This window comes from Solitalea canadensis DSM 3403, from assembly GCF_000242635.2.
In the GTDB taxonomy this organism is placed as follows: Bacteria; Bacteroidota; Bacteroidia; order Sphingobacteriales; family Sphingobacteriaceae; genus Solitalea; species Solitalea canadensis.
This window is the reverse complement of record NC_017770.1, coordinates 4,541,331-4,556,561: the sequence shown is the minus strand read 5'-3', so window position 1 is coordinate 4,556,561 and position 15,231 is coordinate 4,541,331. Positions and strand designations below refer to the sequence as shown.

The following is a 15,231-nucleotide window of genomic DNA, read 5'->3' as shown; positions in this document are numbered from 1 at the left end:
ACCCTACCGACAAAATTTTATTGTTTAGGGCATGTTAGATTTAGGTTATTAAATCGAAAGCTTTATAAAAAGCACTGATTTTAGAAATCAGGTTCTGATAATTACAGCAGAAAGGTACATAAGTAGCTCACTTAAAAATACAATTACATTTCGAAATGGTTTGTGGCTTTGTTCCATTTTTTCTTAAATGCTTAATTTTTTTACTGTTAGTATATAATGAAAGAAAAATAATTCTTACTTTTGCGGTCCCTTTAGCGGAGATAAAGGGGATTTAAACTTTAAAACTTTAAAAAAATGCCTGCAAAAATCAGATTGCAAAGACACGGTAAAAAAGGTAATGCTTTTTATCACATTGTGGTGGCGGATTCACGTGCTCCGAGGGATGGTAAATTTATTGAAAGAATTGGTTCTTATAACCCAAACACCAACCCAGCTACAATTGACCTTAACGTAGACAAAGGAGTTCAATGGTTACAAAACGGTGCTCAGCCTACTGACACTGTTCGTGGCATCCTTTCTTACAAAGGTGTATTATACAAAAAACACCTTTTAGGCGGTGTTACTAAAGGTGCTTTAACTGCTGAACAAGCTGATGCTAAATTCGCTGCTTGGTTAGAAGCTAAAGAAACCAAAATTAACGCTAAAAAAACTGGCCTAGCTAACTCTGCTGCTGAAATAGCAAAAGTTCGCTTCGCTGAAGAAGTAAAATTAAAAGAGCAAAAAGCTGCTGCTATCGCTGCTAAAAATGCACCAGTTGCTGAAGAGGCTCCTGCTGCTGAAGAAGCTGAAGCTCCTGCAACTGAAGAAAACAACGAAGCTGCTGCTGAATAAGCATCACTTCAAAACATTTTATAAAATAGCGAGGCTTTGGTCTCGCTATTTTTATTTACATCCAATACATTTATTACGTGTTAATAATATGAAACCAGAAGATCTTTTTTCAATAGGATACATTTCTAAAACCCAGGGATTAAAGGGGGAAGTACAGGTTTATTTAGAGGAAGATGTGATTGACAACTACTTTAGTAATGGCACATTGTTTCTTGAAATCAACAACAAAGCGGTTCCGTACTTTATTGAAAACATGCGCATTCAAAAAAGTGTTGCCTATTTCTGCTTTGAGGATGTGAACTCTATTGAAGAGGCCAAAACCCTGGTTGGTCAAAGAGTTTTAATTCCTAAAAAGCTTCGTCCTAAACGCAAAACCGGCGACCTAACTTACAAAGACCTTGTCGGCTTTTTTGTTTCAGATGAAAAAGAAGGTGATTTAGGCGAAATTTTTGAAGTATTTGAATACCCTAAACAATTTGTTGCCGCAATTTTAGTTAATGATGCAGAGGTACTTTTACCACTAAATGAAGACATCATTAAGAGTATCGATGTTAAAAACAAAAAAATAATAGTATCTATGCCCGACGGTTTGCTCGACATTTATCTAAGCAAATAGTTTTAAAAATCGATAAGAAACGATAAATTTAAGCATGGCTAAAAAATTGCGATATCTGTGTGCATTGTTATTACTGGTGCTGGCCGCACCTGCGCTCTATGCCCAAGATCAACCTAAGCAGCAAGTTGTTCAGTTTTCGGGTACTATTTACTCTGCCGACTCTATTAATGAAAAAGTACCTTTTGTAAACATTCGGGTAAAAAACTCAAGAAGAGGAACTGTGAGTGATGTTAATGGATACTTTTCCATTCCAATGTATAAATCAGATACGTTGGTATTTTCCGCATTAGGTTATGGGAATTTTGAATTTTACCTGCAAGACGATGTTCCTTCCGGCAAGTTATTTATGAATATCCGCATGCGTCCTCAGATTTATACGCTGAAAGGCGTAACTGTTTATGGACTCACCAAGGAGAACTTTAAACGGGCGTTCCTTGAACTTGAGATCCCTGAGAATGCTTATGCATATAAAGTTAATCCGAAAATAGTTCCAACCGAAGAAGAACTTAAGCTTCCGCCTCCGGTAGGAATAAGAATAAGTCCAAGTGAGGTTTTAAAGGAAATACCATTTATCAAAAACGCCTCCGACAAGAAAAAACATAAAAAACGCGTAGAGAAAGCGGAAAAGGATGGAGAAGAAATTCCGAAAATGCAGTAAATAATTTGGGAATTGGAAGATGTGAAAATTTGAAAATTCATAATAGTATAAAAAAAGGGTTCCGTTAAAAGCGGAACCTTTCTTAGTTAAGAAACTTCCCAAATTTTGCAAATTCTCATATTCCCAAATTGTTCCCCTATCTTTGCGCCATGCGAATTGATATTATTACCGTTCTGCCACAGTTACTCGACAGTCCCTTTGCTCATTCAATTTTAAAACGTGCGCAAAGTAAAGGGATTGCCGAGATCGTTGTTCATAACCTGCGCGATTACTCAACCAACAAGCATCAGTCGGTTGATGACTATCCATATGGGGGAGGGTCAGGAATGGTTATGATGGTTGAACCTTTTGTATTATGCATCGAGAAGCTTCAATCCGACCGTGAGTACGACGAAATAATATTTATGACCCCAGATGGTGAGGTTTTAAACCAAGGGATTTGCAATCAGCTTTCTACTCAAAAGAATCTTATCATTCTTTGCGGACATTATAAAGGGATCGACAATCGCATCAGAGAACATTTTGTAACCAGGGAAATTTCAATTGGCGATTACGTCCTGTCTGGCGGAGAGTTGCCTGCTGCCATATTGGTTGATGCCGTTATTCGTTTAATACCTGGTGTACTTTCAGATGAAACATCGGCCCTGTCGGATTCGTTTCAAGGTGATTTATTGGATGCGCCTGTATATACACGCCCCGCCGAATTCAGAGGATGGAAAGTGCCCGATATATTAACAAGCGGAAATACTCCGGCGATTGAAAAATGGCGATATGAGCAATCCTTGGAACGTACGAGAGCTCGCCGCCCTGATTTATTGGATGAATAATGACACACTCTCTCTTTACAGCGATATTCAACAAATATGGAATTGGCTTTCCCACTGAAGAGCAAGCGTTAATGTCTACTATTGTAAGAAGTAAGCATTTCGACAAAAAAGACTATTTGTTAAGAGCTGGAGAGATTGAGAGGAATATGTGGTGGATTGCATCCGGAGCAGTGAGACTATTCTATGAAAAGGATGGAGAAGAGGTGGACACAATGTTTACTTTTGAAAATTCGTTTGTAACTTCTTGTGCTTCCCTGCTTTCTCAAGCACCATCTTCCTATTCCATACAAACACTTGAAACAAGCGAGGTGATGTACATTAGTAAGTCTAATCTTGATTTTTTGTATGATCGTTCGAAAAATGCAGAACGCCTTGGAAGGTTATCGCTTGAAGGTCTATATTTAGCCAAAGAAGAAAGAGACCGTTCGTTACGTTCAGACTCTGCCACAGACCGATATCTTCAATTAATAGGCACTCAACCTGACTTACTCCAAAGAATTCCTCAAAAATACATCGCTTCCTATTTAGGCATAACTCCTGAAAGCCTTAGTCGTATCCGCAAGAATCTCGTCAAGACTGCTGTTTCTTAACATAGGGTAACTTTTTTAGTTCTGGGTCATCATAGCTTTGTTTTACTATTTTGACAAAATCATCATGAAAAAAGTTCTCATTATTAATGGCCATCCCGATTCGGAAAGTTTTTGCACAGCATTAGCAGCTAATTATGCAAAAGGCGCTGAAAAAGCAGGGGCAACAACAACAACCCTGCATCTTTCTGATCAATTATTCTCACCGGTACTTGCATTTGGTTATCGAAAAAGAACAGAATTGGAGCCTTATCTTAAAGAGGCGCAACAGTTAATAAGTGAAGCCTCACACCTGGTATTTATTTATCCGACCTGGTGGGGCACATTTCCAGCTCTGTTAAAAGGGTTTCTAGATCGTGTATTCCTTCCGGGATTTGCATTCAAGTATCGTGAAAACAGTTTGTTCTGGGATAAGCTGTTAACTCAAAAAACTGCTCGTATTATCACCACCATGGATACACCTTCGTGGTATTACAAACTGGTTTATAGAAATGCGGGCATTTATTCCTTCCAAAAAAACGTGCTGGAATTCTGCGGAATCAGCCCAGTAAAATCTACTATTATAGCGATAGTAAAAAAATCAACCGATAGTCAGCGAATAAAATGGTTAAGCAAAGTTTATAATCTGGGGTTAGGCCTTAAATAAAAAGTTTATCAACATTTAATCACGACTATTAAAACCTGCCTTAAACGACTAATTTATAGTCATATTATCCTGTATTTAACAATGGGCAGATGTGGAAAAATATCTTTTTGAAAATTCACTTTCATATTTAAAATAATTTCTCTATACTTGCAATCCGAATTTTAAACGACTAAAATTCGTTTAAAGACCTTAATAAGATGGATTTAGTAAAATTTGTTGAAGAGCAAAGTATAGCGAAGAAAGAAATCCCTTCGTTCAAAGCAGGTGATACTGTAACTGTACACTATAAAATTAGAGAAGGTAACAAAGAGCGTATTCAGTTATACCAAGGTGTTGTTATCCAACGTAACAGCCAGGGTGCTACTGAAACCTTTACAGTTCGTAAAGTTTCTAACTCAATTGGTGTTGAGCGTATTTTCCCTGTAAACTCGCCTAATATCGAGAAAATTGAAGTTAATAGCCGCGGTGCTGTACGTCGTGCTAAATTATTCTACTTACGTGGTCTGACCGGTAAGAAAGCACGTATCAAAGAAAAAAGATCTTAATTGTTTTCATAACATACGTTTTAACCCTCTTAGACAACTAAGGGGGTTTTTTGTTAGCATCCGCCATTCATTTACAACAAGCGGTTAGCTTTTACCGTTTGAGTTTTTCGGGACACCTATAATGTCCCTTTTCATCGTTATTTTTATATATGATCATTCTGCAATTCTTGGACAGTGTATTCTGGGGAAACCCACTCTCTAACTATATTTGGTTGGGAGGAATTTTATTTTTCGGGATAATATTCAAACGAATTATTTCAAAGCTGCTCAGCAAGCTTCTATTCCGTTTATTTAAACAGTTCTCTGGTGACAGTGCGGCCGGAACGTTTGTTGATTTAATGATAAGACCTATTGAACTGTTAATCCTTTTCTGTGCAATTTATCTGGCCGTAAATCAACTCGATCATCCCTTAAACAAGCCTGTTTTTAACAGAGCTCCACGAGTTACCCAAACCGTAAAGCAAGAAGCTCCGACAAACAATAACACGGCGAAAAAAACAGTTCTTACTCCTACGGCTGCAGCAGCAAATTCATTAAATGAGTTCAATGCAAAAGCAAAAGAAAATATTGCTCCTGCCGAAAGCAAGAGCATAGTCACTTATGCTGATATTATTGATAAGCTTTTCCTGTTTCTGGTTTTAGGAACCTTTTTCTGGATGCTATTAAGAATAATCGACTTTATCGCATTTGTTTTAATGAACAAAGCCACCGAAAGCGAATCAAAAGCCGGCTTACAGCTGATCCCTTTTACACGTGAACTGGTAAAAATCCTTATTGGTTCCCTTGGCTTTTTTGTTATTATGAGTGCCGTTTTCAATTTAAACGTGGGACTTATTGTAAGTGGTCTGGGAATTGGGGGATTGGCATTGGCGTTGGCCGGTAAAGAAACTGTCGAAAATCTTTTTGGCGCATTTACCATTTTTATTGATAAGCCATTTATTGTTGGAGACAACGTAAACGTAGGCGGTGTAGAAGGAACTGTTGAAAAGGTAGGCTTCAGGAGCACCCGCATTCGAACCAACGAGAAAAGCCTTGTTTCGATGCCAAATAAGCGCATTGTGGACAATCCGATGGACAACCTCACAGAGAAGAGCCTCCGACGTGTTAAATTCAACCTGGGGCTTGATTACTCGACTAGTCCGGCACAAATGAAAGCCATTACTTCCGAAATCGATACTTATTTAAAAAACACACCAAATGTAGCAGACGACATCACCGTTGCATTTGACAGTTTCGGTGAATCAGCGTTGAATATTGTAATCTCCTATTTTATCGAAATGATTCCAAACACAGAGTACGTGAAGCTAAAAGAAGAGATTGCTTATAAAATATTAGCGATCGTAAACACAAACAAAGCCGAGATCGCCTTTCCAACACGAAAGGTTTTACACGAAACAATAGATGGTTCATCATCGCCACAGATAACACCTGTAGACTAGAAACAAGAAAGGCCCCGAAATTTCGGGACCTTTTATTTTATACGCTAACCAATAACTATTTAGTTTTTGTAGCTGATGCTTTTGCTTTGTCGCCATCTTTGCAGCAAGCTTTCTTTTCTCCCGCAGCAGGCTTTTGGCAGCAAGCTTTTTTATCTGCAGAGCTTGTACTTTTAGCGTCTTTTGAACAACAGCTCTTAGCTGTCTCTTTTTTGGTTGCTTCTTTACCATCCTGTGCAGTAGCAAAAGAAACTACTCCAACCAGAGCAATCATCATCATTAATTTCTTCATAATTTCAGTGTTTAAAACTCAAGTATATCAATAATTGATTTCAAAGACAAGCAATTAAGCTCCAAGTTCTGCCAAAACGGTTCTACCGCCCTTAACAACCTGGTTTAATTCTACATTGATTTTAGTGCCAATTGGCAAGAAAACATCAACACGAGATCCGAATTTAATAAAACCCATTTCTCCACCTTGTTCAACTTTATCGCCTTCCTTTACATAAAAAACAATCCGACGAGCTAAAGCTCCTGCGATTTGACGGAATAACACCTCCACTTTAGGTTTATTTTCAATTACAATGGTGGTGCGCTCATTTTCCGTTGATGACTTTGGATGCCATGCCACCAAATACAAACCTGGATGATATTTAGCATATTTAACAGTTCCTGCAACAGGGTTACGGTTAATATGCACGTTTACCGGCGACATAAAAACAGAAACCTGTAAACGTTTATCTTTAAAATATTCGTTTTCCTCAACTTCTTCTATAACTACTACTTTTCCATCAGCAGGAGAAAGAACGAAATTCTCTCCCTTGTTGATCGCGATAGAAGGATCACGAAAAAACTGTAAAATGGTTATGATCAAAACTCCCGACAACACATAAGCAATATAATGCACAAATGTGGTCTCAGGAAAGAAGAAACGAGCTGCCCAGATTAGTACAGCACTAAAAACTATTACGAGAGCCAGGCTTGCGTAGCCTTCACGGTGAAATTTCATAAATCAAAGTTAAAAATAAAGGTTGCAAAGTTAATAGTTTTAGCCTATCAACCTTACAACCTTTTTATATAAAGTTTGTCAGTGGCAAACTTTTAAACCTGGTTTAGGTGTTAGAATCCGCCCAATAATTTACGTGTGCTGGCAACTTTATCAATTGCTACAATGTAAGCGGCAATACGCATGTCAACATTGAACTTGATAGATGCCTGATAAACTTGCTCGAAAGCTTCTTTCATAGTACGATCAGCACGACGATTTACGCGCTCTTCTGTCCAATAATACCCTTGGTGGTTTTGAACCCACTCAAAGTACGAAACAGTTACACCACCTGCATTCGCCAAAATATCCGGAACGATCATGATTCCTTTTTCCTTAAGAATTGCATCAGCATTAGCAGATGTTGGACCATTTGCGCCTTCAACAATTAATTTAGCCTTAATATTAGGTGCGTTGTCTTTAGTGATAACATCTTGCAATGCAGCAGGAACCAATACATCAACATCTAAAGTTAACAACTGATCATTAGTGATTTTTTCTGCGTTTTTATATCCTTCTAAAGAGTTTTTGTTGGCTTGTGAATAGGCAATTGCTTCCGAAACATTAATACCATTAGCATTATAATAAGCTCCGGTAACATCTGAAATAGCTACAATTTTAATTCCCTGGCTCTCTAATAACTTAGCGGAGATTGAACCCACGTTACCGAAACCTTGAACAGCAGCAGTTGCATTTGCAGGATTAATTTTCAATTTATTTAAAGCAGCACGGCATGTAACCATTACTCCGCGGCCAGTTGCTTCTACACGACCTTTTGATCCGCCTAAAACTAATGGCTTTCCAGTAACAACACCAGCATTGGTAAATCCTTTAATTCTTGAGAATTCGTCCATTAACCAAGCCATTTCTTGTTGGCCAGTACCCATATCAGGTGCAGGAATATCTTTTTCCGGACCGAAAACATCTGCCATTGCCTGGGTGTAAGCACGAGTTAAGCGCTCTAGTTCACCTTTTGACATTGTACGAGGGTCACATTTAACACCTCCTTTTGCTCCACCAAAAGGAACGTTTACAACCGCACATTTCCAAGTCATCCAGGCTGCAAGTGCTTTTACTTCATCAAGGTCAACATCCATTGCGAAACGGATACCGCCTTTACCCGGACCCATATAGTTATTGTGAATTACGCGGAAACCTTCATACACGTTGATTCTTCCATTATCCATCGTTACCGGAAGATTAACCATTACCTGTTTTACAGGTGATTTTAACATGTTATAGGTGTCTTCGTCTAATCCAAGGATTTTTGCTGCCACATCAAAACGTGACATCATGGACTCGAATGGGTTAGAATGCCCTGCGAGCTTACTCTCTTTAACTTCCATAAATAAGGTATTTATCAATAATTGGTCTGCAAATGTTGCAATCTTTATAGAAATAACAAAAAAAAGCGTCCAGCAAATGGCTGAACGCTCTCTCAAATTGCAATATTGATAATCAATAGCATTTAACAATGCATTACCAACATTGTTAATAATGCTTTTTTAGTTAGTTTCAATTAAACTCCAAGAAAAATTAAATATGCGTACACAAACGGTGCAGAAACGAGCAATCCATCAAATCTGTCCAATAATCCGCCATGTCCGGGAAGTATAGTTCCTGAATCTTTAACATCTAAGCTACGTTTGAACATTGATTCAACCAAGTCGCCTAATGTTCCGAAGCACACGATAATCAAACTTACAACAGCCCAATTCAATGCGCTTAACGTAGGAAAATAATGAGCAAGAACTTGTGAAATTGCTACCGCTGATAACATTCCTCCAAAAAATCCTTCCCAAGTTTTCTTAGGAGAGATACGTTCAAACAACTTATGTTTTCCAAATTGTCTCCCAAACAGGTAAGCGAAAGTATCATTGCTCCATAATAATATCAGAAACCCTAATGGCAGCTGGTAATTATAGATCATTCCGTGCATAAAGCCCAACCCAGTAAAAATAGCAAATGGCAAAACTGCATACACCGGACCCAAAATACTCATCGCAACATTCTCAAAAGGTTTTTGATGTTTTAGAAACAGTTCCACTAAAAAGAAAATGAACAACAATGGGAACACTAAAGAGATCGTACTACTGGTGATCTGGCTATAGTTTCTTAACATAAAAACTAGGTAAACAACTACTCCCACAACCATTCCCAACGGAATATTAGGTTTATAATTACCTTGTTTAATCAAGCCGTAAAATTCATACAAGCTTAAAACAGAAATAATAAAAAATAATGCCGACAGCGAGTAGCCGTTATAAGAGACACAAAAAACTAGGACGGCTACAAAAAAGAAGCCGGTGATGGTACGTTGTACTAAATTACTCATGAGTTAGTTTATGGCGCAAAATTAGGTTTAGTTTAGAAAAATAGTCTTTATACAAGAAAAAAAGAATAATTGAATTTAGTCCGGATTTTCTTCATTCAGCACAATAACTTCGATTGCTTTGGTAAAATCTTTCTGGTGAACATACAGCTCAATGGCGCCAAAGCTTAAATAAGAAGAGTCTTTCTTGTTAAGACAAACTACTTCCAGATTTTCCTGCTCCAGCAAATGGCTAACCAACTCCGCCTTGTACCATTCATGTGTTGTATAGATCTTAATCCAATTCGTTTCCATAATTACTTGTCGTAGAAGAGCGTGTATTACGATAAAAAGTAACAACCAGTAAAACACTGATAGCAAAACAAGCCACGTAAGCTTCAATAGAAACTTTTGAGGCTTTATCTATATCGAAATTTATGAATTTATGTTGAAAGAGGTACGAAACTACCACCACAGTCGAATTATTAATAAAGTGAGCTATAATTGGCAACCAAATATTTCCGCTCCAATAAAACAAATAACCGAACAAAACACCCAAGAACATTCGAGGCAAGAATCCATAAAATTGGAAATGCAGTGCACTAAATATAATGGCTGCGATCCAGATACCTGCATGGTGATTGCGAGAGCTATCTATCAATAATTTTTGAAGTACCCCTCTGAATAGCAGCTCTTCGCCCATGGCAGGAAGTACCGCTATCATAAATAAGTTAAAAATTAATTGCCGGACTGTATCCATTTTCAGGAAGGCCTTCGTTAATCCAGCCATTTGATCCTCTTTCATTCGCATCCACTCTTCCACACGATTCAAAAAATCCGGAAAATCCATTCTCTGATTAACCTGATTGGTTAACTCCAATAGTGGCGACGAGAAATAAGCAATCAGTAACACTAAAAAAACTAAAGAAAGTGTCGGAGCTTTCCTTGCTTTTAGGTAATCAGTTGTGTTTTCGCCACACAACCATGGAAATACAAGCGCTGGCACAATAAACAAGGTGATGGCCTGTACGACCTGCAGGAATTTAAAAGCCGCCAACGTATTTGCATGATCGTAATTGGTTAACGCATTAGGGTCCTGAACTATGTTAATCCCAAAAATAGGTTGAAGAAGTAAAGCTGAAATTGCAGTAAAGAATGACATGCTGAAAAATGCAATTGTCACAAGCGCCAGCAATTTTATTACTAAGGGTAGTTCTCGTAAAAGTCCTTTTTTCACTCGTTTATTTTATAGTTTAATATAGTGATAATTAACGTTTGCAGCTATAGCAATATGTTCGTAATTGGCTATTCAACAGCACAATACACTACTAAACATTGATATGCTGCTTGTAAATTAGTAATTTTGCGAAAATTTTGAGTTTTGGTAAAGATAGGAAATATTGAGTTGGGCGAGTTCCCCTTGTTGTTGGCACCAATGGAAGATGTCAGTGATCCGCCGTTCCGTTATGTGTGTAAGCAAAACGGGGTAGATTTGATGTATACTGAATTCATTTCTTCGGAGGGCTTGATCCGGGATGCTGCAAAAAGTCTTCAAAAGCTTGATATTTTCGAATACGAACGACCCATTGGTATTCAAATATTCGGAAGCAACATTGAAAGCATGCGCGAGGCGACGATTGTTGCTACCAAAGTTGAACCTGACCTTATTGATATCAACTATGGTTGTCCTGTAAAAAACGTTGCCTGTAAGGGTGCCGGTGCCAGCTTGTTACAAGACATTGACAAGATGGTGAAGATGACTAAAGCTGTTGTTGAAGCTACACATTTACCGGTTACTGTAAAAACACGGTTAGGATGGGATGATAATACCAAAAATGTGCATGAGGTTGCAGAGCGATTGCAGGAAGTAGGAATCAAAGCCCTAACTATTCATGGTCGTACACGCGCTCAAATGTATAAAGGATCGGCCGACTGGACCATGATCAGAGACATTAAGCGTAATCCGAATATTGAAATTCCAATTTTCGGAAACGGTGATGTTGACTCAGCCGAAAAAGCATTTGCCTGGAGAAAGGAATACGAAGTAGATGGGATTATGATTGGACGAGCCTCAATTGGTTATCCATGGATCTTTAGAGAGGTAAAGCATTATTTTGAAACAGGAGAAACACTTCCGGGTCCAACAATTTCTGAAAGAGTAGAGGTTTGCCGCACACACTTCCTTAAGTCGGTTGAGTGGAAAGGGGAGAAGACCGGAATCTTTGAGATGCGTCGTCATTATGCTAACTACTTTAAAGGACTTCCAAACAGCAAAGATCTGCGTAGTCAGCTTGTAACCTTAAACTCCGTTTATGAAATTAATGCTGTTTTAGACGAGATCTCTGAAACTTATTCTTCTGTTTTGGCGTAAATATTGTACTGAAAAAGAAACTAATAAATTGATAACCGGATACTTATACCGTTTATTTAATTAATTAACTACGCATTCAGTTTTTTACAAATCAGATTTAAATTTCATGCATGTAAATGATATTTTTTTCTAATTTGCCCTCAATCAAAAAAGAACACTGGTATGGTTACTAAAATTACAGACGGTGTTAAAATTTCGGTAGAAACCGTATATCAACCGGAATATTCAAATCCGGCAAACAGTCATTTTATGTTTGCCTATAAAATCACCATAGAAAATCTTACGGATTATACGGTACAACTAATGCGGAGACATTGGTATATATTTGACTCAAATGGCACACACCGTGAAGTGGAAGGTGAGGGTGTTGTTGGTCAGCAACCTGTTATTGACCCAGGAGAAACACACGAATATGTTTCTGGTTGCAATTTAACTACAGAAATAGGCTCAATGAAAGGAACTTATGGAATGACTCGATTAGTAGATGGAGTTCAGTTCGAAGTAAATATTCCCGAATTTCAGTTAATCAGTCCTTATCGGTTGAATTAAAGGGAGATTGCGGATTACGGGTTACGAATTATTTGATTATTTGATTATTTGATTATTTGATTATTTGATTATTTGATTATTTGATTATTTGATTATTTGATTATTTGATTATAAAAAATGGCGGTTGATTACTCAACCGCCATTTTTATATTAATGAGTTTTATTGCTTATTAGTTTCTTCTGCTGGCTCCGGTAGCTAACATGATATAGTAGATCAAGGTAGCTAATGATCCTAAAGCTGCTACTACATAGGTCATTGCAGCCCACCATAAAGCATCCTTTGCATCTTCATGCTCGCGAGAACGGGTAATGCCTGCGTTATCCAACCAAGCTAAAGCACGGTTACTTGCATCAAACTCCACCGGGAGTGTTACAAAACTGAATACCGTGGTCGCCCCAAAAAGGCCTATTCCAATCCAAAGCACCGTAGGGTTATGAGTAAAGTTCAACACTAGTAAACCACCCATAATAACCCACATCATCCATTGTGATGATACGGTAAGAACTGGCACCATTGCCGAACGGAAATTCAACCAGGCATAAGAGTGTGCATGTTGAACAGCGTGTCCGCACTCATGTGCAGCCACAGCAGCGGCCGCTACACTTGCACCATGATAAACATCTGGGCTAAGATTAACAGTTTTATTAGCAGGGTTATAATGATCACCCAGCATTCCTTCAATTGAAACCACCTGTACGTCGGTAATTCCATTATCCTGTAACATTTTTTCAGCAACCTGGCGTCCTGTTAATCCAGCGCTTAGCGGTTCCTGCGAATACTTGCTAAACTTGCTTTTAAATCGCCAGCTTACCAACATACTAATCAAAAATGTTCCACCTATTAAAATCCAGTACATAGTTTGTTTAATTTATTTCCTCTAAAATACTCAAAAAATATTCCAAGCCGAAGATTAACCCTTTTGTGCTAGGATTTTTACATCTCCGGCACGACATTATTTCAGGTTCATTACTCAATATACCTTTTAGTCTGCATTATTTTCAGGTTGATTGCTTGCTTTTGTTTTGCTAATAATTATTGTGCTTCTTTACACTTATCTCAAATTCTATAGTATTTCATGGATATTACGACTATCTCTATTGGATTGGCAACGGGAGCCTTTGGTGGCTTTCTTGCAGCCCGCATCATTTCAAATAAGCAGCTCCATTTGCTCAACATCGATAAATCAAAACTGGAAGAACGTGAAAGGTTGGCTCAGGTTGAGTTAGTTGCCCTGAAAACGCAATCAAAGCAAGAACAGGCTAGCCTGTACACAGAACTTGATAAAGAACGGCATGAAGTTCGGGTTTTAAGTGTTGAACTGGCCCGTTTACGCGAGAACCTGAACAGTCAGCTGCAACGCGTTGACGAACAGCGCCAAGATATTGAAGAGATACAAAAGAAATTTGCGTTGCAATTTGAAAACATTGCAGGGAAACTTTTAGAAGAAAAGTCGCAAAAGTTTACAGATCAAAATCAGAAGAACCTTGATCAACTGCTCCATCCATTAAAGGAGAAGATTGATGCGTTTGAAAAGAAAGTGGAAACGGCGTACGATCAGGAACTTCGCGACAAAATCAGCCTAAAAGAAGAAGTTAAAAAACTGTTCGACCTAAATAGTAAAATAAGTGAGGAAGCCAATAATCTGGCCAGGGCATTAAAGTCCGATACTAAAAAACAGGGAAATTGGGGTGAGTTTATTTTGGAACGGGTGCTAGAACGTTCCGGATTAATTGAAGGAGAGAGTTACACCTCACAGGCAAAAAAGATGGGATTAAGCGGAACAGACGGAAATAGGTATCATCCCGATATTATTATCCATTTGCCTGAAAACAAACACTTGGTAATTGACTCAAAGGTTTCTTTGCTGGCATACGAACAATGGGTTAATGCCGAAAATGATGAAGACAGCGATCGTTTCAAGAAATCGCATTTAAACTCGCTGCGAAACCATGTCATTGAATTGAGCAACAAAAACTACTCGCAATTAAATGGTTTAAATACCCCTGAGTTTGTTTTGTTATTCGTTCCAATTGAGTCCTCTTTTAGCGTGGCCGTGCAGGCGGACCACGATCTGTTTGGCTATGCCTGGGATAAGAAGGTGGTGATTGTTAGTCCGAGCACTTTATTAGCTACGCTGAGAACAGTTGCCTCCATCTGGAAGCAAGAAAAACAAAACCGAAACGTTATGGAAATCGCTCGCCTAAGTGGCGATATGTATGATAAGTTCGTCGGCTTTATAACAGATATGGAACAAATCGATAAGAATTTGCGTCAATCTCGAGAGTCGTATGATAAAGCGATAAACAAGCTGTCAAACGGAAGGGGAAGTTTAACCGTTACCGCAGAAAAACTGAAGAAATTAGGTGCAAAAACCGGGAAACAATTGGATGAAAAATATTTATTGGTTAACGGCGGAGATGAATTAAGCGAATAGTCTGTTTTAAACAAATCCGGCATGAGTTTCTGCGGGATTTGTTTTTAAAATATTACTTCATAGAAAGACTTGATCCCTTTTTAATCAAAACTTTCTTGCTACCGAAATCAACGGCTTCATTGATAGGCTTTTATTAAGCGCCTTAACACCTTCAACAGCATAATTTTGTGGAATTTCCAACGAAATAACAGTTATAAAGGTTCTTGCAAAAGGCATGTAAACATCTACTTTTCTGTCTCTTTCAGCTGATTTAGTTAGGTTTACCTGACCTCCTATAAACTTACCAATATCGATCATATAGTTATTCCCAGCTCTTTTCACCCAACCATTTATGGTAAAGTCAGTTTGATAAACCACCTGACTATTTTTTCTTC

General features: G+C 38.2%; 19 protein-coding genes. 11 read left to right on the top strand and 8 right to left on the bottom strand.

The genetic code is table 11. The annotated features are described in order from the left end of the window. The first annotated feature begins 294 nt into the window (after positions 1-294). From SOLCA_RS19155 to SOLCA_RS19120, 8 genes are all read left to right on the top strand, one after another. The gene (locus SOLCA_RS19155; RefSeq protein WP_014682129.1) at positions 295-831 is read left to right on the top strand and encodes a 30S ribosomal protein S16; all 537 of its coding nucleotides are present in this window, start codon (positions 295-297) and stop codon (positions 829-831) included. Positions 832-919: 88 nt separating this feature from the next. Continuing rightward, positions 920-1,447 carry a ribosome maturation factor RimM gene (gene rimM, locus SOLCA_RS19150; RefSeq protein ID WP_014682128.1) on the top strand — a complete coding sequence of 176 codons (528 nt, stop codon included), beginning with the start codon at positions 920-922 and terminating at the stop codon, positions 1,445-1,447. 34 nt (positions 1,448-1,481) lie between these two features. Further along, a complete protein-coding gene (locus tag SOLCA_RS22550) occupies positions 1,482-2,105 on the top strand; it encodes a carboxypeptidase-like regulatory domain-containing protein (RefSeq protein ID WP_014682127.1) in 624 nt (207 codons plus the stop codon). A 149-nt stretch (positions 2,106-2,254) separates the two neighbouring features. Further along, positions 2,255-2,932, top strand: a complete 678-nt coding sequence (gene trmD / locus SOLCA_RS19140; RefSeq protein ID WP_014682126.1) for a tRNA (guanosine(37)-N1)-methyltransferase TrmD — start codon at positions 2,255-2,257, stop codon at positions 2,930-2,932. After that, entirely contained in the window at positions 2,932-3,522 is a 591-nt protein-coding gene (locus SOLCA_RS19135; RefSeq protein ID WP_014682125.1) for a Crp/Fnr family transcriptional regulator, read from the top strand. Before trmD ends, SOLCA_RS19135 begins: the two co-directional genes overlap by 1 nt. 64 nt (positions 3,523-3,586) lie before the next feature. Beyond that, entirely contained in the window at positions 3,587-4,165 is a 579-nt protein-coding gene (locus tag SOLCA_RS19130) for an NAD(P)H-dependent oxidoreductase (RefSeq protein WP_014682124.1), read from the top strand. A 197-nt stretch (positions 4,166-4,362) separates the two neighbouring features. Further along, complete coding sequence (gene rplS / locus SOLCA_RS19125; protein WP_014682123.1) at positions 4,363-4,710, top strand: 50S ribosomal protein L19; 348 nt, start codon at positions 4,363-4,365, stop codon at positions 4,708-4,710. Between the two features lie 149 nt (positions 4,711-4,859). Continuing rightward, entirely contained in the window at positions 4,860-6,149 is a 1,290-nt protein-coding gene (locus SOLCA_RS19120) for a mechanosensitive ion channel family protein (protein ID WP_014682122.1), read from the top strand. A gap of 55 nt (positions 6,150-6,204) precedes the next feature. Here the strand turns inward: SOLCA_RS19120 and SOLCA_RS19115 are convergent, their stop codons facing one another. The 6 genes from SOLCA_RS19115 to SOLCA_RS19090 form a co-directional block, all read right to left on the bottom strand. Then, positions 6,205-6,438, bottom strand: coding sequence for a hypothetical protein (locus SOLCA_RS19115; RefSeq protein WP_014682121.1), 234 nt, complete (start codon positions 6,436-6,438; stop codon positions 6,205-6,207). Positions 6,439-6,492: 54 nt separating this feature from the next. Next, positions 6,493-7,155: a phosphatidylserine decarboxylase family protein gene (locus SOLCA_RS19110; protein WP_014682120.1), complete on the bottom strand. Its 663-nt coding sequence runs from the start codon at positions 7,153-7,155 to the stop codon at positions 6,493-6,495. Positions 7,156-7,265: 110 nt separating this feature from the next. Beyond that, on the bottom strand, positions 7,266-8,633 hold the full coding sequence (locus tag SOLCA_RS19105; RefSeq protein WP_217166144.1) for a Glu/Leu/Phe/Val family dehydrogenase: 1,368 nt from the start codon (positions 8,631-8,633) through the stop codon (positions 7,266-7,268). 77 nt (positions 8,634-8,710) lie between these two features. Further along, positions 8,711-9,526, bottom strand: a complete 816-nt coding sequence (locus SOLCA_RS19100) for a phosphatidate cytidylyltransferase (protein ID WP_014682118.1) — start codon at positions 9,524-9,526, stop codon at positions 8,711-8,713. 75 nt (positions 9,527-9,601) lie between these two features. Continuing rightward, entirely contained in the window at positions 9,602-9,817 is a 216-nt protein-coding gene (locus tag SOLCA_RS19095) for a putative signal transducing protein (RefSeq protein ID WP_014682117.1), read from the bottom strand. Continuing rightward, the gene (locus SOLCA_RS19090) at positions 9,798-10,739 is read right to left on the bottom strand and encodes a CPBP family intramembrane glutamic endopeptidase (protein WP_014682116.1); all 942 of its coding nucleotides are present in this window, start codon (positions 10,737-10,739) and stop codon (positions 9,798-9,800) included. The genes SOLCA_RS19095 and SOLCA_RS19090 overlap by 20 nt, the downstream gene beginning before the upstream one ends. A 144-nt stretch (positions 10,740-10,883) precedes the next feature. Here SOLCA_RS19090 and dusB point away from each other — a divergent pair, with 144 nt between their 5' ends. Both dusB and apaG read left to right on the top strand, forming a co-directional pair. Beyond that, positions 10,884-11,873, top strand: coding sequence for a tRNA dihydrouridine synthase DusB (gene dusB, locus SOLCA_RS19085; RefSeq protein WP_014682115.1), 990 nt, complete (start codon positions 10,884-10,886; stop codon positions 11,871-11,873). A 162-nt stretch (positions 11,874-12,035) separates the two neighbouring features. Next, entirely contained in the window at positions 12,036-12,422 is a 387-nt protein-coding gene (gene apaG, locus SOLCA_RS19080) for a Co2+/Mg2+ efflux protein ApaG (protein WP_014682114.1), read from the top strand. 170 nt (positions 12,423-12,592) lie between these two features. Here the strand turns inward: apaG and SOLCA_RS19075 are convergent, their stop codons facing one another. Next, complete coding sequence (locus SOLCA_RS19075; protein WP_014682113.1) at positions 12,593-13,279, bottom strand: zinc metallopeptidase; 687 nt, start codon at positions 13,277-13,279, stop codon at positions 12,593-12,595. A 219-nt stretch (positions 13,280-13,498) separates the two neighbouring features. Here SOLCA_RS19075 and rmuC point away from each other — a divergent pair, with 219 nt between their 5' ends. Then, positions 13,499-14,857 (top strand): DNA recombination protein RmuC, encoded by a 1,359-nt coding sequence (gene rmuC / locus SOLCA_RS19070; RefSeq protein ID WP_014682112.1) that lies wholly within the window; start codon positions 13,499-13,501, stop codon positions 14,855-14,857. 84 nt (positions 14,858-14,941) lie between these two features. Here rmuC and SOLCA_RS19065 read toward each other — a convergent pair whose 3' ends face one another. After that, on the bottom strand, positions 14,942-15,214 hold the full coding sequence (locus tag SOLCA_RS19065; RefSeq protein ID WP_042480208.1) for a hypothetical protein: 273 nt from the start codon (positions 15,212-15,214) through the stop codon (positions 14,942-14,944). Positions 15,215-15,231 lie beyond the last annotated feature (17 nt).